Source organism: Flavobacterium sp. WG21 (assembly GCF_000335775.1).
Classification (GTDB): domain Bacteria; phylum Bacteroidota; class Bacteroidia; order Flavobacteriales; family Flavobacteriaceae; genus Flavobacterium; species Flavobacterium tructae.
This window is the reverse complement of sequence record NZ_AMYW01000007.1, coordinates 34,761-53,409: the sequence shown is the minus strand read 5'-3', so window position 1 is coordinate 53,409 and position 18,649 is coordinate 34,761. Positions and strand designations below refer to the sequence as shown.

The following is an 18,649-nucleotide window of genomic DNA, read 5'->3' as shown; positions in this document are numbered from 1 at the left end:
ATTTTCTAATTTTTAAGGTCTTATCTCATTTTAAAATAAAGAAAAAACGTCAGCAAAAAGTCATTTTAGTTTACAAAAGAAGATTTTTATAAAAAAGTTACCATATGTAGATAGGGCTTCAATATAAAAATATTGGTTCGGAAATGTATTTTTTGTCTTGAAATGTGGTATTGAAAGAAAGATATTGTATAAATAATTAGTAATTAAGTTTTTAATGGTAAAATTTGTATATTTTTATTGTGTTAATTTTTTACTCAAAACCTAAAAAGGCATCTTTTTTCGATTAATGAAAAAGAGCTGGTAAAAGAAAGAGCACTGTTGTTTTAGGGCGGTAAAATGAAATCAATTTGATAGGCAGATTTCAATAGACAGCGTCTCTAATTTTTTTGGTAGAGCGGTTAAGCTGTTTTTTATAGTATAAGTATTCAGGTATTTTTTTGTTTTTTAGATTAAGGATGGTATTGTCTTTTATTATGATATATGTCATAGTTTGAGAGAGTCTAACGGTTTAATTTTGTATTTAATTGAGGAAGTGAGTACTCAATGTAATCAAGAATTGAATATTTTAATATTTCTATATGAATAATCTATCTCAATCCCACCGAATTTTATTTTTAAATACACTTGCGTTTACGATTTGTTTTGCATGCTGGACCTTAAATGGTGTTTTAGTTACGTATCTAGTCGATAAAGGAATATTTAACTTCACCGTTGTAGAAACAGGATGGCTTTTAGGAATTCCAATTCTTTCAGGTTCTGTCTTTCGTCTTCCAATAGGTATTTTGACAGACAAGTACGGAGGAAAAATAGTATTCTCAATACTGCTGCTATTGTGTTCAATCCCATTATTTTTACTGCCATTTGCAACTTCATTTTGGAGTTTTGCGGTATTAAGTTTTCTTTTTGGATTAGTGGGGACAAGCTTTGCTGTAGGAATTGGGTATACTTCAATCTGGTATCCAAAAGAATGGCAGGGGCGTGCGCTGGGAATTTTTGGAATGGGAAATGCCGGAGCTGCAATTACAACTTTTGTTGCGCCTACATTACTAAACAATTTATCTGAAAATGATCCTGTAAACGGTTGGAAAACACTTCCGGTTATTTATGCTATAACACTTGTTGTTATAGGGATACTTTTTATTGTTTTTGCAAAAAACAAAACCAATATAGGAGTTTCAAAAACAATGGGCGAACTATTGTCGCCTCTTAAGAATGTCAGGGTTTGGCGTTTTGGAGCGTATTACTTTTTAGTTTTTGGTTTTTTTGTAGCCTATTCACAATGGCTTCTTCCAAATTTCATGAACGTCTATCATACCACTTTGGTAATGGGAGGAATGTTTGCCACTCTCTTTAGTCTTCCATCAGGAGTAATTAGAGCTTTTGGCGGTTATTTGTCGGATAAATTTGGAGCGAGAAAAGTGATGTATTGGGTTTTAGGATCTTCAATAGTGATTAGTTTTTTACTGATGTTTCCCAAAATGGAAATCTTAACAGCAGGTCCCGGAGTTTTGGCATCCAATAATGGCGTAGTTACTGAGGTTTTGTCAGATGCAGTCGTGGTAAATGGGAAAGAATATAAAATAAATAAAAAAGAAACTTCAGACAATCATGATGCCGCTATTTTCCCCGTAAAAAACTCCTGGCAGGAAATTGTAGTCAAACAAAATCAGGAAGTCAAAAAGAAAGAGCTGCTGGCGCAGGGGATTACTCAAATTAAGTTTAGTGCTAATCTTTGGGTGTATGTTGTTTTAGTCATTTTTATTGGTATTTCATGGGGAATTGGTAAAGCCGCAGTTTACAAACATATCCCGGAATATTTTCCAAACGAAGTAGGTGTTGTTGGCGGAATGGTTGGTTTAATTGGTGGACTTGGTGGTTTTGCCGGACCCATTATCTTTGGCTACCTTCTTAATTATACCGGACTCTGGACCAGTTCATGGATATTTATCTTTATCGTCTCAGTGCTTTGCCTTCTTTGGATGCACCGAACAATCATCAATGCAACCCGATCTAAATTACCCAATTTTACCAGAGAAATTGAAAACAATCATTAAAATTTAATAACAGATATATGAAAACTTGGTTAGATAAATGGAGTCCTGAAGATGAAGCATTTTGGAATGCTGGCGGAAGTAAAATTGCCTGGAGGACATTAACGATTACAACGCTAACTTTAATTTTATCATTTGCCTCTTGGTTTATGATGAGCGTAATTGCAGTAAAATTACCCGGATTAGGGTTTAATTTTTCTAAAGATCAGTTATTCTGGTTAACAGCAATACCGGGATTAGCTGCTGGTTTTTTAAGAATTATTCACACATTTATACTCCCCATATATGGAACACGTCACGTAATATCCTTTGCAACAGCCATTAAGTTAATACCTGTAATAGGAATTGGTTTTGCTGTTATGGATATAACCACACCATTTTGGGTTTTTGCTGTTTTAGCATTCACAACTGGTTTTGGTGGAGGAGATTTTTCGTCTTATATGCCAAGTACCAGTTTGTTTTTTCCCCAAAGACTAAAAGGAACCGCCTTAGGAATACAGGCGGGAATAGGGAATTTTGGAGTTTCGGTTGCCCAGTTTATTACACCGCTTGTTATTAGTGTAGGGATTTACGGAGCGTCGACTGTATTTACAAGTATAGATCATAAAGAGGCGATAACCGTTTTTCAAAATTCAACCCATGAAAAACAAAAAGAAGTTTTTGGAGCGCTCGATAGTGAAGTGCAAACAAAAATACTGGCAAACGTAAAGAAAACTGTAATTGATTCAGTAACGACAGCTGTAAAATCTACAGATAATACCGTCGTATTTACAGCATTACCGTTGAAAGCAAAAGCAAAAGCAATTGCCAATGCAAATCCTAAATTAGCAGAAAAGATATTAAACAATATCAATCCCGAAAATACGGCAGTTAAAAATACTCCTATTTATTTACAATCGGCGGCATTTTGGTTTGTACCATTCTTAATAGTACTGTCATTTGTAAGTTGGTTTTACTTGAGAAGCATACCCATGCAAGCTTCAATTAAAGAGCAATTGGATATTTTTTCGAACAAACATACCTGGTATTGTACCATAACATATGTAATGACATTTGGAACTTTCGCAGGATTGTCTGCTGCATTTCCCTTAATGATTAAATTTTTATACGGAGATTTTCCAAATGCACCAGATCCGTTAGTATTTGCCTTTTATGGCCCATTGATTGGTTCCGCAAGCCGAATCGCTTTTGGATTTGTAGCTGATAAAGTAGGAGGTGCGATTTTAACCACCATTACAGGTTTGGGAATTTTGGCCGGTGCAATTATATTGGTGACACAAGGATTAGTCGCTCCAACAAGTATGGATCAATTTCCACTTTTTGTAACGGTAATTTTTGCAATGTTCTTTTTTACAGGAATTGGAAATGCAGGTACCTTCAGACAATACCCAATTATTTTTAAAGAAAATCAGCGTCAGGCAGCAGGAGTTATCGGCTGGACAGCTGCGATTGCCGCATTTGGACCTTTTATATTTTCTAAATTAATAGGTAATAATATTTCGGCTAATGGTACTGTAAATCAGTTTTTTATTGGTGTTTCAATTTTCACTATATTAGCTACAGGTATCAATTGGTGGTTTTACAATCGTAAAAATTGTGAGAAACCAAGTTAATTAGTAATCATTAAATTTAAAATTAAGGATGAAAGATAAAACGTTTAATACCAAAGCCCTGCTCGTTGCAACTTTAGTGTCTTTACTCACCATAATATTAGTGTTTTACGGATCCAGACGACTTCAAAATTTTGATGCAGCTTTAATCACCTATTTATTCGGAACCGTATTTGCTTTCTTCGGAATTGTTTATCGATACACCGTTTGGTTGCAGCGTCCACCTACATGGATGTATTTTAAAAGAAGTATTAAATTTCTTTTTACTGGAAAAGTATTCTCTCATCTGTGGTTTTTAGGAAAAGAGTCCGTGCAGAATATTGTGGTTCAAAAGTTCATTTATCCGCGTAGTAAATACCGTTGGTTTGCTCATTTTTGTATTGCATTAGGCTGTTTGTCGGCCTTTGCGATTACAATTCCGCTAACTTTCGGATGGATTCACTTTTCATTGGCACCCAATTCTATTTCGATTTATGAAGCCAATTTCTTCGGATTCAAAATGATGGAATTTGAAATTGATTCTTTCGTGGCTTTCTTGATTTTCCATGCTTTAAACTGGTCGTCATGGCTTGTTATAATCGGGTCAGTGTATTATTTAAGAAGAAGATTAACCAACCCGGGATTAATTGCTACCCAAACTTTCGAGGGAGATTTATTACCGTTAATATTACTTATTGCGATATCGGTTACGGGTTTATGTTTAACGTATTCGTATCAGTTCATGAAAGGATTTGCCTATGATTTCTTAGCCGTAATACACGCTGTAACTGTAATTATGTTTTTAATCTGGATTCCGTTCGGAAAGTTTTTTCACATTATCCAGCGTCCAGCGCAAATCGGAGCCCATATTTATAAACAGGAAGGAATCAAAAAAGGGATGGCAGTTTGTCCGCATACCGGAGACGAATTTGCAACACAGCTTCATATCAACGATTTAAAAATCGTAACGAAACAATTGGGTTTTGACTTTACCCATGAAGACGGAACTTCTCATCTTGATCTAAGCCCGGAAGGAAAAAGATCGCGTTTAGCACAAGCACATTTAAAAGCCAGATTAGAAGGCGGAAATTTATTTGGATAGAAAAAATAGTTTCAAGTTTCAAGTTCCGCACAGAGCGTGAAACCTGAAACTTGAAACAAAACAAACAAAAATTAGACATGGCAAAATTACCTGTATCAACTGAGAAAATTATTGAGGCTTTTGGCCCCCATTTAAATTATGCGCCAAAAGATGGATACAATGGAAGAGACGAACCAGATGAGGTGGTGAAAACACATTGTTGTTTTTGCGGAATGCAGTGTGGGATACAATTGTTGGTAAAAGAAAATAAAGTTGTAGGTTTTGAACCCTGGATGGAATTTCCTTTTAATGAAGGTCGTTTATGTCCAAAAGGAGTGCAGCGCTATTTGCAAAATAATCATCCGGATCGTCTTTTACATCCAATACAAAGAGTAGAAGGAAAAGGATTTGAAAAAGTGACCTGGGATGATGCTATGGATAAAACAGTTTCTGAAATAAAACGCATTCAGGAAAAATATGGCAAACATGCGTTTTCGATGTTATCGGGAGTTTCTTTAACGAATGAGAAAAGTTATTTGGTTGGCAAATTTGCACGTGTTGCCTTAAAAACAAGAAATCTTGACTATAACGGAAGGCTTTGTATGGTAAGTGCCGGAGCCGGAAACAAAAAAGCATTTGGTTTAGACCGGGCTTCAAACAATTATTCTGATTTAGAATATGCCGAAGTAATTATTGTGACCGGAGCAAACATCAGTGAAACGTTTCCAACGTTAACCCACTGGATTTGGAAAGCAAGAGATCGCGGAGCAAAATTGATTGTGATTGATCCGAGAATGATTCCGCTTGCAAGAACAGCAGACATACACTTAGATGTGAAGCCGGGAACCGATTCTGCTTTATATGGGGCGATGCTCAAATATCTGGTGGATCACGATATGTTAGATCATGATTTTATTGATAATTACACTTCAGGATTTCAGGAAACTATAGATGCCGTAAAAGACTACACGCTTGAATGGGCAGAAGAAGTTACCGGAATTGACAAAGGAAAAATCAAAGCAGCAGCCGAATTATGGGGTAAAGCAAAAACAAGTTTTTTACTGCATGCCAGAGGAATTGAACACCATTCAAAAGGTGTTGACAATGTTTTAGGCTGTATTAACTTAGTACTGGCAACAGGAAGAATTGGAAGACCTTATTGTGGTTATGGAACAATAACCGGGCAAGGAAATGGTCAGGGAGGACGAGAACACGGACACAAATGCGATCAATTACCCGGTAACAGAGATATCGAAAACCCGGAGCATCGAAAATACATCTCGCAAGTTTGGGGAATTGATGAAAAAGATATGCCCGGAAAAGGACTTACCGCCTATGAAATTATCGAAGCAATTCACAGGGATGAAATCAAAGGACTAATTTCGATTTGTTTTAATCCGTTGGTTTCTTTACCCAATAATAATTATGTGCGTTCCGCCTTAGAAAAATTAGAATTCTATGTTTGTATTGATTTCTTTTTAAATGAAACCGCCCGTCATGCCGATATTGTTTTGGCCGGATCGCTACAGGAAGAAGAAGAAGGAACCACAACTTCAGCAGAAGGAAGGGTGATCAGAATCAGACAAGCTGTAACGCCTCCGGGTGAAGCCAGAACAGATACTTCGATCTTGTTAGAATTAGCCAAACGATTAGGCGAAGAAGATAAATTTACATACGATGATAGTGAAGCTATTTTTAATGAGCTTCGTGTTGCTTCAAAAGGAGGAACAGCCGATTATTTTGGAATATCCTATAAAAAAGTGGAGGACAATATGGGTGTTTTCTGGCCATGTCCTACAGATGATCATCCGGGAACTCCCAGATTATGGGAAGATAAAAAATTTAAAACCCCAGACGGTAAAGCGCATTTTAATCCTGCACCCTATAAACTACCGGGAGAAATTACAGATGAAGAATATCCAATAACACTCACTACAGGACGTGTGGTTTCACAGTACTTAAGCGGTACACAAACACGTCGAATTGGAAAATTGGTGGATCAATTTCCGGAGCCAATGTTAGAAGTACATCCCGAGCTGGCTGAAAAATACGGAATTAAACAACGTGAATTGGTACGAGTCGCAACCCGAAGAGGAGAAGGAATATTTCCGGCAAATATTGTAGAAACCATTAGAAAAGACACCGTTTTTATTCCTTACCACTGGCCAGGAAGTAAATCGGCAAATCAATTGACACCCGGGACTTTGGATCCAATTTCGAAAATACCGGAGTTTAAAGTTTGTGCCTGTCTTTTAGATCCGCAGGGAAAAATAGCACCTCCCTCTACAGAATCAGATGCTTATGCAAGTGTTTAATCTATAAAAAAGTGAACTTATGAATTTGACAAATTTTAATACAAGTGAAGAATTTTTTGTAGACATGCAGCGCTGCATTGGATGCAAAGCTTGTGAAATGGCCTGCGCCGAATGCGAAACAAATGGACAGCAGACTCTTATAAGCGTAAATTATGTAGATCGTGCTTCAACCATTCAAACGACTGTTCAGGTTTGTATGCATTGCGAAGACCCGGTTTGTGCGAATGTATGTCCGGCAGATGCAATTTCGCAGGATGAATTTGGAGTAGTGCATACAGCAAGTACAGAAAGATGCATAGGTTGTTCCAATTGCGTAATGGCTTGCCCCTTTGGTGTTCCGAAAAAAGTAGAAGAATATGATTTGATGATGAAATGTACCATGTGTTACGACAGAACAAGCGTTGGTAAAAAGCCAATGTGTGCAACAGTTTGTCCTAGTGGAGCACTGTTTTACGGTACAAGAGAGCAAATTGAAGAAATGAGACCAAACAGTTCTCCTATCAATAATTTTATTTTTGGACAGGAAAGAGTAACCACAAAAGTTAATATTATGATGCCGAAAGGCACTACTGAATTACGAATATATTAAATCGGAATCATGTCAAAAGAAGATAATTTAAATCAAAACTGGAAGAAAGATTTCCCCATAAAAAAGCAGGAATCAACACAGGTTAGCCGACGCGATTTTGCTAAGTTTCTAACCTTTGTTTCCGGCGGATTAATGGTTGGAAGTGGATTTGTAACAGCCAAAGCATTTTTATTGCCGAAAGAAGAAGTACAGGGAGAACATTTTATATGCAACAAGGAAGATGTTCCTGTAGGCGGAACAAGAGGATTTGTATTAGAAGGAAGCACCATTCCGTACATTTTAATACATCTGGAAAGCGGAGAATTTAGAGCTTATGAGCAAAAATGCACCCATTTGTCGTGCTCCGTATTTTATAAACCGGGGACAGGAATCATCCATTGTCCTTGTCATGAAGGATCATTCGATGCTAAAACCGGAGATGTAATTGCCGGTCCGCCGCCAAGAGCCTTGCCACAGTTAGAAGTGGTTTTTAAAGAGAACGCCGTTTTTGTAAAAGCTTATATCGAGCACAAAGAAAGCTAGTTAGTATAATTTAAATTTATCCATATGAGTACTTTTAGACGCAGCCAGAACCGATCCAATCCAAATAAGCTAAACAATATTCTTTCAACGCTTATTTTTATTCTGATCTTGAATGTCAGCATTCAAATTTGGCTTTTGTATGCCTCACTAAACAATGCTTTAGAAAATAATAAAGAAATATTGATTCCTGCATTTATTGCCTCAGCGGCACTGTTCTTTATCGGCTTTGCCTGGTTGTATTATCTTCCAAAGGGAAATTTCAGGAATAAATAAACTAAAACCTATTTGCCTTTTTAAGGGAGTATTCCAAAGAATTAAGCTAAATTTATATTCTAAAAAAAAGATAAGAAAGACTCGCTTGACGTAAATTTACAATAAGTGTTTTTTGCTTAAAAAAACAATCACTATGATTAAAGTTGAAGAAGCATTACAAACAATTGAAGCCAACAGTACCAAAATGTCCACGAAGCAAATAGCGGTAAATAAAGCATTGGGGTATGTTTTGGCCGAAAAGGTGATTTCGCCAATCAATATGCCTCCATTTCGTCAATCGGCGATGGACGGTTATGCTTTTATTCATAGTATAAAACACCAATATGATATCGTAAGTACATCTCAGGCAGGGGATCATTCCAATTTGAAATTAAAGGCAAATGAAACAGTCCGCATATTTACAGGAGCTTTTGTACCTGATAATGCTGATACAGTAGTCATGCAGGAACATGTCATTGCAAATAAAGATTCTATTTTAATTGCTGTTATGCCTCAAAAAGGTATAAATGTTCGCTTAAAAGGAGAACAAATTGCGAAGGATAATGTTGTTTTTGAAGCGGGCACTTTAGTAACTCCTGCAGCAATTGGTTTTTTAGCGAGCTTAGGAATCACAGAGATTGAAGTATATAAAAAACCGAAAGTGGCTATTTTAGTAACAGGAAATGAATTGGTAAAACCTGGTGAAAAGCTAAAAAAAGGAAAAATCTACGAAAGTAATTCCGTTATGCTTCAGGCCGCTCTTGAAACGGTAGGAATAAGTAAAACAAAAGTCTATCGTGTAAAAGATAATTTGAAAGCTACAAAAAAGGCATTAAAAGATATTTTAAAAAAGTATGATATGGTTTTGGTGTCCGGTGGAATTTCAGTAGGAGATTATGATTTCGTTAAAGAAGCTTTATTACAGAATGATGTAGAAGAGCATTTTTATAAAATCAACCAAAAACCTGGAAAACCAATGTTTTTTGGTTCAAAAAATAAAACCTTGGTTTTTGCTTTACCCGGAAATCCGGCGTCATCACTGACCAATTTTTATATTTATGTGTATCCGGCAATTAAGAATAGAATTGGATTTTCTGAAATTCACAGAACAAAAATAGTACGAACATTAAATTCAGATATTAAAAATAATACTGGTAAAACATTGTTTTTAAAAGCAAGATATAACGAAACGGATGTCACAGTACTGGACGGACAAAGCTCTGCAATGCTTAATACATTTGCTGTTGCAAATAGTTTGTTAATTGTTCCTGAGGATGTTGAAGTATATGAAAAAGGAGAGTTAGTGACCTTATTGCCGATAGATTAGAGGAATGTTAGATTTTAGAAGCAAGAGAATAGAATAAAGAGAATAGAATAAAGAGAATAGAATAAAGAGAATAGAATAAAGAGAATAGAATAAAGAGAATAGAATAAAGAGAATAGAATAAAGAGAATAGAATAAAGAGAATAGAATAAAGAGAATAGAATAAAGATTTTAGTTGTAAAGAGATAGAAAGCGGTATATAAATAAAAACATATAGCAAACCTGAAACCTAAAACAAATAAACGATTACACAATGACCTTACTAAGCCCCGAAAACCTATTACTATTTAGCTTTGCCTTAATTGTTATTGCATTCTTATATTCTAGTGTTGGACATGGCGGGGCATCGGGATATTTAGCTTTGATGACGATTTTTGCTTTTCCGGTTGCGATTATGAAACCTTCAGCTTTGCTGTTGAACTTGTTTGTTGCAAGTATTTCGTTTTTCTTTTATTATCGGAAGAACTATTTCAGGCCAAAGTTGTTTTATCCATTTGCAATAGCGTCTATTCCGGCAGCATTTATAGGCGGGTTTGTCACATTAGACAACACTATTTATAAAGTAGTTTTAGGTTTAGTCTTGGTTTTTGCAGCGTTAAGGTTGTTTGGAATTTTTAATTTTAAAGAAAAAGAGGCTGTTAAAATCAACCTTCCGTTTGCATTAACGATTGGTTTTGCAATAGGATTATTGTCAGGAATGTTAGGAATTGGTGGAGGTATAATTTTAAGTCCTATTTTATTGTTTTTAGGATGGGCATCCGTAAAAGAGTCAGCGGCGATTTCGAGTCTGTTTATATTTGTGAATTCCTTTGCAGGAATGTTAGGTTTTTTAATGGGAGGAAAAACAATTCCTGTGGAGAGTTTTTATTTAGTGCCCATTGCAGTCGTAGGAGGAGTTTTAGGAGGATTTTATGGAAGCGGTTATTTCTCGAACAAAACTTTAAAAGTAGTTTTAGGAACCGTAATTTTAATGGCAAGTGTTAAACTGATTTTTCCTTAGTAATTGAAAAATAAAAAGATAGAATGTAATCTCGATCTTTTAAAGTTAAACTTTCTCTCATTTCAACCTGAAACCTGAAACAAAGAAAACCTGAAACAAAAACTAAAAACAATGGAAACACTAACAGCATTTATTCTTTGTGGAGGAAAAAGTTCTCGAATGCAATCAGAGAAAGGATTGGTTTTGTTTCGGGGAAAGCCATTTATAGAGCATATAATCAAGGCGATTTTACCTATTACGGCAGAAATTAAATTAATTACTGCTTCAAAAGAATATGATTACCTCCCTTATCAAAAAGTACCGGATGTTATTGCAGATAAAGGGCCATTAGGTGGTATTTATACGGCTTTGTTGCATTCTGAAACCGAATTTAATTTGATTTTGAGCTGTGATATTCCGTTAATTTCAACAGAATTATTACAGGAGTTAATATCGAAACATACGGAAGAAGCGGGAATTACCGTTTTTGCTTCTGAGAGCCGAATGCATCCATTGATAGGGATTTATTCAAAAAAGATGATCCCTTTTATTAAAAATGCTATTGATTCGGGCGAACTAAAAATGATGAATTTATTGGCCCGAATACCACATCAGATTATTAATTTGGATGAAAGTGAAATTTTTCCTTTAACCAACATTAATTCGGCTGATGAATTGAATGATTTGAATGCAAGTTTAAGTTGAAAGAGTATGCAAAGTTTAAAAACACCAAAATTGACGATTGTTGGCGCAGGTCCGGGTGACGCTGAACTGATTACGATGAAAGCGATAAAAGCTTTAGAGAACGCCGATGTCGTTTTGTACGACGCTTTGGTCAATGAAGAATTGTTGGAGTATGCATCAAATGCCGAAATTATTTTTGTTGGAAAACGAATCGGGTGTCATGCTTACACGCAGGATCAGATTAACGAACTGATAGTTTCAATGGCAAAGCATCACGGACATGTGGTTCGCTTAAAAGGAGGCGATCCGTTTGTTTTTGGAAGAGGAAGTGAAGAAATCGAATTTGCAGAACAATTTGGAATCGAAACAGTAATTGTTCCCGGAATTTCATCAGCTCTGGGAGTTCCCGCCTCGGTTGGAATAAGTGTAACACAGCGCAAAGTAGCCGAAAGCTTTTGGGTTATTACAGGAACAACCTCAGATCATAAGTTATCGAAGGATATTCATTTGGCTTCTAAATCGGATGCGACCGTAATTATTTTGATGGGAATGCATAAATTAGAGGAGATAATTTCAATTTATCAGCAGAATAGGATAGATAATCTTCCAATTGCTATTATTCAAAACGGAACAAAAAAATCAGAACAAAAAGTGATCGGTACTATTAGTACAATTGTTAAATTGGTATCTGAAAAAAATATAACATCGCCAGCCATTATTGTCATTGGCGAAGTAGTAAAAAATACTTCAAGCTGGATTTCCTATTTTCAGGAACATTTTGATGATGAATTTATTTTTCAGAATTTAAATTTATAAGAATGATTGAAATTAAATATTTTGGAGCTGTTGCCGAAAAGACAAAATGTGAATTCGAAAAAGTACCTTTTTCTGAAGTTTCGCTGCAAGATCTATTGCGCGATTTAGACGAGAAATACCAATTGAATTCGCTTTCTTTTAGCGTAGCGGTAAATCAGAGGATAGTTTCAAAAACGATAGACTGTACCTTGCAAACAAGTGATATTGTTGCTTTATTGCCACCATTTGCAGGAGGATAATTGAAAAAAATGAAGATATCAGACCGTTATAACAGACAAATAATTCTTCCGCAAATAGGAGATGAAGGCCAGCACAAATTATCGGAATCGAAAGTTTTGGTTATTGGTGCAGGAGGCCTGGGTGCTGCAATTTTGCCTTATTTGGCAGCAGCTGGGGTTGGTCAGATTGGGATTGTGGACGATGATGTAATAGAGATTTCAAATTTACACCGACAAGTGATTTATAAAAGCTCGGCTGTTGGAAAATCAAAAGCAGAAGAAGCCAAACGTATGATTCTGGAATTAAATCCGGAAGTAAAAGCAGATGCTTTTGTAGAAAAATTATCAGCGAAAAATGCCGTTTCGTTATTTGAAAAGTATGATATTATAGTTGATGCAACCGATCATATTGCAATTAAATATCTTATAAATGACGCCTGTCTGCTTACTAACAAACCGATGGTTTACGGATCTATTTTCAGATTTCAGGGGCAAGTTTCGGTTTTTAATTATCAAAACGGACCGACATACAGATGTTTGTATCCAAATGAAAATAGTAATTCATTAAATTGTGAAGATGCCGGAGTAATTGGAATCTCAGTCGGAATTATTGGGATGCTTCAGGCAAATGAGGTTTTAAAAATGATTCTGGGAATTGGAGAAGTTCTAAGTGGAAAAATATTGGTTTATACTATTTTGAACAACGAACAACAAAAGTATGATTTTGATAAAAGTGATATTCAGCCTATAAACAGAGAAAAATTTGAAGCAAAATACAGTACAGTAGAAAATCGGGTACAAGAAATAGATTTTCAGGAAATTGCTGAAGAAATAAACAAGGATGAGGTTTTGTTTCTGGACGTTAGGAATGAAGACGAATTGCCGAAAATTAATTTAAAATACAGTATTCAGATTCCCTTAAACAATCTGGAAAGCGAAATAGAAAAACTAGATAAAAATCAACTGATTTATGTTTTTTGTCAGTCGGGTATAAGAAGTAAGATAGCTGCACAGTTATTTCAAAAATATCAATTTAAAAATATAAAAAGTATTGCCGGAGGTGCTTTAGCGATGAAACAGCTGTTAAAAGAGTAAATAAAAATAGAGCGTGAAAAAAACATACAGGTTTATTGGCTACGAATTCACAAATTATTTTTTTTGAATTAGAAAATTCATGAATTCGTGGCAAAAAAAATCTTTTAATCTGTGGCCAAAAAAAATAGAAGTAATGAGTAAAAATGTATTTGTAGAGGGACCAATTAGTCCTGAGTTTATAGCCGAGTCGATTGCGAAACACCAATCGAAACATACAATTGGGGCACACAATATTTTTTTAGGACAAGTTCGTGCCGATGTGATTCATGACAATACCGTTGTAGCTATAGATTATTCGGCTTATACGGATATGGCCAACGAAGCTTTGTACGCCATTCGCGAAAGAGCGTTTGCTAAATTTGATTTGACTTGTATGCACATCTATCACAGTTTGGGTGTTGTAAAAGCGGGCGAAATTTGTTTGTTTGTCTTTGTCTCGGCAACGCGGCGCAAACAAGTTTATGAAGCAACAGAAGCCATCGTAAACTGGATTAAAACCGATGTGCCCATCTTTGGTAAAGAAATGTTTGAAAACGATACATTCACCTGGAAGCAGAATTCCTAATAAGACACAATGGTAGATATTACGCATAAAATAAGTACATTAAGAAAAGCAACCGCAACCGCAATTGTAAAAGTAAGTAAACAAGAAACAATTGACGCGGTGGAAAATAATTTAGTGCCAAAAGGAAATGTACTCGAAATGGCAAAAACAGCGGGATTGTTTGCTGTAAAAAATACCCATTTATCGATTCCCGATTGTCATCCTATTCCGATTGAATTTACCTCGGTCGAATATGAAATTAAAGGTCTGGAGATTCACATCATCTTTACGGTAAAAACCGTTTATAAAACCGGAGTTGAGGTAGAGGCGATGCATGGAGCATCAATTGTTGCTCTGACGATGTATGATATGCTGAAACCGATTGATAAAGAAATCGAAATTTCGACCATAAAATTGATTGAGAAAGAAGGCGGGAAGTCGTCTTTTAAGAATAAATTTCCGAATACAATAAAAGCAGCTGTTTTTGTTTGTTCCGATTCTATTTTTGCGGGTGATAAGGAAGATCGTTCGGGAAAAATTATAGTCGAAAAATTAAGTTCGTATGGTGTTGAGGTATCACATTATGAAATCATACCTGATGAATTTGATAGTATTCAGGACAGAACAAAAGCATTTGCGAAGGAACATCAATTAGTGATTTTTACTGGAGGTACAGGCTTGTCTCCAAGAGATGTTACACCGGAAGCTTTATCGCCAATTTTGGAAAGCAGGATTCCCGGGATTGAAGAAGCAATCCGGGACTATGGACAGCAAAGGATGCCTTATGCAATGTTATCGAGAACCGTAGCCGGTACTTTAGGTAAGAGTTTAGTTTTGGCTTTGCCAGGTTCGACAAACGGAGCAAGAGAGTCTATGGATGCGGTTTTTCCGCATGTTATGCACGTCTTTCATATTTTAAAAGGAAAAAATCATGACAGCCTTTAACACTATTTTGACGGATGGTTTTGGACGCAGACATAATTATCTGCGCATTTCGCTGCTGGAAAAATGCAATCTGCGTTGTACGTACTGCATGCCGGCGGATGGAATCGCGCTTTCTCCAAAAGGCAGTTTAATGACTGCCGACGAGATTTTTAGTATCGCCCAGACTTTCGTGCAACATGGTGTTGATAAAATAAGATTAACTGGCGGTGAACCACTTTTAAGAAAAGATTTTCCGGAAATAATTTCAAAACTGTCTGCTCTGGATATTTCAGTTTCGATTACTACAAACGGAATTTTGATCGATCGTCATATTGATGTTTTAAAGAAGTTTAAAATTAAGAAAATCAACTTAAGTCTGGATACGCTGGTTTCGTCAAAATTTAGTTCGATAACGCTTCGAAATCAGTTTGATAAAGTTGTCGATAATTTGCATTTACTTTTGAATCATGATTTTCAGGTAAAAGTAAATGTCGTTTTAATAAAAGGTTTTAACGATAACGAAATTGTTGATTTTGTTAAACTAACCCGGTTTTTGCCCATTTCGGTTCGATTTATTGAGTTTATGCCTTTTGCGGGAAACGAGTGGGACCGGAGTAAGATGATTTCGCAAAAGGAGATTCTTTCTTTGGTAGGAAACCGTTTTTCACAGCAGGAAATTATCAAGCTCAAAGACGAAGATAACTTCACGGCAAGAACTTATAAAATAAAAAACTTTCAGGGAGATTTCGGAATTATAAGTTCAATTACAAATCCGTTTTGTGACAGTTGTAACCGAATTCGCTTAACTGCCGATGGAAAAATAAAAAACTGTCTTTTCTCTAATTCAGAAACCGATCTTTTAACGCCTTTTAGAAAGGGAGAATCGATAACTAATTTAATTTCAGCAGCTGTTCAAAGTAAAAAGAAAGTCCGTGCCGGAATGGTAACGATTGATGAAATGAATGATCCTGCCAAACATTTTGATAACCGAAGTATGATTGCGATCGGGGGGTAAATTGTTAATTATGAAAAAGCCATTCTCTTGAAATCTGGGATCGCTCAGGGAGATATTCGGTTTGTTGGGCTGAGCAAATTTTAAGCCTTTTAAGTGCAAAAAAAAGGTTCAACTTGTATAAAGTCAAACCTTTCGTAAGTATTATTTTTTCTTTTTGGCTTTTGCCTTTTTTTGAGCTTTTGCTTTCTTTTTTGCAATTTTTTTTAGCTTTAGCTTTGTCCTTCGCTTTTTTAGTCTTTTTCTTTTTTCTTAGCTGCAGCTTTTAGTTTTGCTTTTTTAGTCTTTTTCTTTCTTCTTATCATTTTTAGCTTTCTCTTTTTTCTTAGCCAGTTTCTTTTTGGCTTTGTCTTTTTCTTTGTCTTTCACTTTTTTGGCTTTTTTAGCAGCTTTATCTTTTTTAGTTTCTTCGATTTCAACTGCCTGATTAGTATTTTCTTCTTTTGATTTAGCAACAGCTGGTTGAGTAACTGTTTTTTCTGCTGGTTTAGCAGCGGGTGTTACTGTTTTTTTTATCGGTGCTTTTGCTACTGCTGGTTTGGTTGTAGTTGGAGTCGCTGCTGCGGTTTTTACAACCGCCTTAGCAGGTGTTTTTGCTGTAGTTGTTGCGGCTTTTGTAACAGAAGCAGCTGGAGCTTTAGTGGCTACTGGTTTTGCCGCTGTTGTTTTAACGGGTGCCGTTTTACGCACGGGGGCTTTTTTAACAGGAGTGTTGGCAGGTTTTACATTTTCTGTAGCTGGCTGAACAACTTCAGGTTTTACAGAATCGATTTTGTCCGGTGTGCTTTCTTCGGGTTTGTTTTCCATATTTTATGTGCTTTTAGGTAAGGTTATCGTCAGCAATGTAACTAAATTGTTAACTCATAGTTAAGTAAAGATAATTATAAAACATGGTATTCAATGTTAAGTTTTCTTATAAAATTTAAGGTTAAGTGTTTGAAAGTGAATTATTTGTTTTTTTAGCCGAAATATAAAACCGAAATCTCTTAACAATTCTACATGGAAAATGGGAGGAGTTGATTGTTAATTGTTTATTGTGAAATGTGAAATGCAAACTGTACACTGAGCTCATTAGCCCAGATGGGAGTGACATCCTTTTGTACCGGGGTTCGGGACAAAAGATACAACGGACAGCTGGAAACAGCTTCTTATTCGGAATATTGTTTTGAATATTTTTCAGTTGTGATCGGAGATAGCTGAACACAATTGTTTGAGAGGGGAGAAGTGCGGTGTAGAGACGCATTGTAGCGCCTCTACAAATGTTTGTAAAATGAATTACTTTTTCTTTCCAATAAATCGGATTACGGAACCTTTTCCGTTGTGGAAAAGACCTTCATTGAGTTCAATTTCTTTTTCTTCCAGTGTGATGATCTCATAATTTGGAAAGTCAGATTTGATTTCTTCAATGGAAAACAAAGAAGCAATATCTTTAGGTCCGCCAACTTTATCATTTATTGCGAGATAGTCTAAATGCTTTTTGCTGAATGCTTCAAAAATGATACAGCCGCCTTTGCGCAGGTATTGATCCAGTGTTTTGTGCATTGCCGATTTAATTTCTGCCGGAAAGTGTGCATAAATTAAAGCAATGGCATCAAATTGTTCCGGTTGATAGTGTAAGGTTTCTAGTTCTCCAATCTGATAGTCCAGAATGACATTTTCGGATTCGGCAAGTTTAAGGGCTTTGTTTTTCCCTTCTGAACTAATATCAAATGCCGAAACTTTCCAGCCTAGTTTAGCAGCAAAAACGGCATTTCGGCCTTCACCTTCAGCGGGAAAAAGAATAGTCCCGATGTCTTGTTTTTCTAATGATTCTTTTAAATAATTGTTGGGTGCGGTGCCGTAAGCAAATTCTTCGGCGCTGTAACGGTCGTTCCACCGTTCGGTCCAGGAGTTGGTCATGATTTAGATATTGAAATTAATTATTAAAGGTTTGTGATCGCTAAGCATTGTCCAGTCTTGATAAGTACCAACTTCTACACGCTCTAAAACGTTCATAAAATCTTGTGAGGCAAAGCAGTAATCAAGATGATAGGGTTTGTTTTCATGGCGGTAAAGATATAAAGTAGGGTGTTCTTCTTTGCCCTGTTCCTGTTTGAAATATTTATGATACGTACTGAAAATCTTTTTTTCGCCCAGTTTGTTTACAACGGTTGTGTGATTTCCTTCTCTTCGGGGTTTGTCCCAAATCGTGTTGCTGTTGAAATCTCCAATTAAAATGGTTTTGTTTTCTTTGATCAGATCTTCATAATAATTGATCGCTTTCCAGACTTGAGTTACATATTGTCCATCTTTATCCTGGGGATTATTGGCCCAGATTGCAAATAAAGTAAAATCAACATTTCCGCCTGTAACCGCTATTGGTAAAATGTTTTTGAAAAGAGGATTATGACAGTCTAGCAATTCAAAACTATAATTACTATAGGAGAAAACGCCAAGTCCTTTGTGCGGATTGGTTCCGTACCATAGAATGTCGTTTGGCAGTTTAGCATCGGTTTGAAATTTTAAATTTTCGGGATTTTCACATTCGGAGATTACGGCAATATCAGCATTATAAGCGTCAAGAAATGTTGCTTTTTTTCTGAATGCCATATTACAATTCCATGCTATAATTTTCATAAGCTGATTTTCCTGTCTGAGAAAAGATAGTCTCAAAT

General features: G+C 36.0%; 19 protein-coding genes. 16 read left to right on the top strand and 3 right to left on the bottom strand.

The window, feature by feature from the left end; all coding sequences use genetic code 11:
• Positions 1 to 578 precede the first annotated feature (578 nt).
• From C245_RS0107630 to moaA, 16 genes are all read left to right on the top strand, one after another.
• A complete protein-coding gene (locus C245_RS0107630; RefSeq protein WP_017495995.1) occupies positions 579 to 2,054 on the top strand; it encodes a nitrate/nitrite transporter in 1,476 nt (491 codons plus the stop codon).
• A gap of 17 nt (positions 2,055 to 2,071) precedes the next feature.
• Positions 2,072 to 3,664 (top strand): magnesium transporter MgtE N-terminal domain-containing protein, encoded by a 1,593-nt coding sequence (locus C245_RS0107625; protein ID WP_017495994.1) that lies wholly within the window; start codon positions 2,072 to 2,074, stop codon positions 3,662 to 3,664.
• A gap of 28 nt (positions 3,665 to 3,692) precedes the next feature.
• Positions 3,693 to 4,742: a hypothetical protein gene (locus C245_RS0107620; protein WP_017495993.1), complete on the top strand. Its 1,050-nt coding sequence runs from the start codon at positions 3,693 to 3,695 to the stop codon at positions 4,740 to 4,742.
• Between the two features lie 77 nt (positions 4,743 to 4,819).
• Positions 4,820 to 7,036 carry a molybdopterin oxidoreductase family protein gene (locus tag C245_RS0107615; RefSeq protein WP_017495992.1) on the top strand — a complete coding sequence of 739 codons (2,217 nt, stop codon included), beginning with the start codon at positions 4,820 to 4,822 and terminating at the stop codon, positions 7,034 to 7,036.
• Positions 7,037 to 7,055: 19 nt separating this feature from the next.
• Complete coding sequence (locus tag C245_RS0107610) at positions 7,056 to 7,625, top strand: 4Fe-4S dicluster domain-containing protein (protein ID WP_017495991.1); 570 nt, start codon at positions 7,056 to 7,058, stop codon at positions 7,623 to 7,625.
• A gap of 9 nt (positions 7,626 to 7,634) precedes the next feature.
• On the top strand, positions 7,635 to 8,147 hold the full coding sequence (locus C245_RS0107605) for a Rieske (2Fe-2S) protein (protein WP_017495990.1): 513 nt from the start codon (positions 7,635 to 7,637) through the stop codon (positions 8,145 to 8,147).
• Between the two features lie 24 nt (positions 8,148 to 8,171).
• On the top strand, positions 8,172 to 8,420 hold the full coding sequence (locus tag C245_RS0107600) for a DUF6755 family protein (protein ID WP_017495989.1): 249 nt from the start codon (positions 8,172 to 8,174) through the stop codon (positions 8,418 to 8,420).
• A 133-nt stretch (positions 8,421 to 8,553) separates the two neighbouring features.
• The gene (gene glp / locus C245_RS0107595; RefSeq protein WP_017495988.1) at positions 8,554 to 9,726 is read left to right on the top strand and encodes a gephyrin-like molybdotransferase Glp; all 1,173 of its coding nucleotides are present in this window, start codon (positions 8,554 to 8,556) and stop codon (positions 9,724 to 9,726) included.
• 250 nt (positions 9,727 to 9,976) lie between these two features.
• Positions 9,977 to 10,723 carry a sulfite exporter TauE/SafE family protein gene (locus tag C245_RS0107590; protein WP_017495987.1) on the top strand — a complete coding sequence of 249 codons (747 nt, stop codon included), beginning with the start codon at positions 9,977 to 9,979 and terminating at the stop codon, positions 10,721 to 10,723.
• Between the two features lie 111 nt (positions 10,724 to 10,834).
• Positions 10,835 to 11,407 (top strand): molybdenum cofactor guanylyltransferase, encoded by a 573-nt coding sequence (locus C245_RS0107585; protein ID WP_026109936.1) that lies wholly within the window; start codon positions 10,835 to 10,837, stop codon positions 11,405 to 11,407.
• Positions 11,408 to 11,413: 6 nt separating this feature from the next.
• A complete protein-coding gene (cobA, locus tag C245_RS0107580; RefSeq protein WP_017495984.1) occupies positions 11,414 to 12,202 on the top strand; it encodes a uroporphyrinogen-III C-methyltransferase in 789 nt (262 codons plus the stop codon).
• A 2-nt stretch (positions 12,203 to 12,204) separates the two neighbouring features.
• A complete protein-coding gene (locus C245_RS0107575; protein ID WP_017495983.1) occupies positions 12,205 to 12,441 on the top strand; it encodes a MoaD/ThiS family protein in 237 nt (78 codons plus the stop codon).
• A gap of 9 nt (positions 12,442 to 12,450) precedes the next feature.
• Positions 12,451 to 13,515, top strand: a complete 1,065-nt coding sequence (gene moeB / locus C245_RS0107570) for a HesA/MoeB/ThiF family protein (protein WP_017495982.1) — start codon at positions 12,451 to 12,453, stop codon at positions 13,513 to 13,515.
• A 133-nt stretch (positions 13,516 to 13,648) separates the two neighbouring features.
• The gene (locus C245_RS0107565) at positions 13,649 to 14,080 is read left to right on the top strand and encodes a molybdenum cofactor biosynthesis protein MoaE (protein ID WP_026109935.1); all 432 of its coding nucleotides are present in this window, start codon (positions 13,649 to 13,651) and stop codon (positions 14,078 to 14,080) included.
• Between the two features lie 9 nt (positions 14,081 to 14,089).
• The gene (gene moaCB / locus C245_RS0107560; protein WP_017495980.1) at positions 14,090 to 15,004 is read left to right on the top strand and encodes a bifunctional molybdenum cofactor biosynthesis protein MoaC/MoaB; all 915 of its coding nucleotides are present in this window, start codon (positions 14,090 to 14,092) and stop codon (positions 15,002 to 15,004) included.
• Positions 14,991 to 15,998 carry a GTP 3',8-cyclase MoaA gene (gene moaA, locus C245_RS0107555; RefSeq protein WP_017495979.1) on the top strand — a complete coding sequence of 336 codons (1,008 nt, stop codon included), beginning with the start codon at positions 14,991 to 14,993 and terminating at the stop codon, positions 15,996 to 15,998. Before moaCB ends, moaA begins: the two co-directional genes overlap by 14 nt.
• A 276-nt stretch (positions 15,999 to 16,274) precedes the next feature.
• On the opposite strand, the gene C245_RS0107550 is transcribed toward moaA, so the two are convergent.
• From C245_RS0107550 to C245_RS0107540, 3 genes are all read right to left on the bottom strand, one after another.
• Positions 16,275 to 16,802 carry a hypothetical protein gene (locus C245_RS0107550; RefSeq protein ID WP_017495978.1) on the bottom strand — a complete coding sequence of 176 codons (528 nt, stop codon included), beginning with the start codon at positions 16,800 to 16,802 and terminating at the stop codon, positions 16,275 to 16,277.
• A 468-nt stretch (positions 16,803 to 17,270) separates the two neighbouring features.
• Entirely contained in the window at positions 17,271 to 17,894 is a 624-nt protein-coding gene (locus C245_RS0107545; protein WP_017495977.1) for a bifunctional 2-polyprenyl-6-hydroxyphenol methylase/3-demethylubiquinol 3-O-methyltransferase UbiG, read from the bottom strand.
• 3 nt (positions 17,895 to 17,897) lie between these two features.
• Positions 17,898 to 18,611, bottom strand: coding sequence for an endonuclease/exonuclease/phosphatase family protein (locus C245_RS0107540; protein WP_017495976.1), 714 nt, complete (start codon positions 18,609 to 18,611; stop codon positions 17,898 to 17,900).
• Positions 18,612 to 18,649 lie beyond the last annotated feature (38 nt).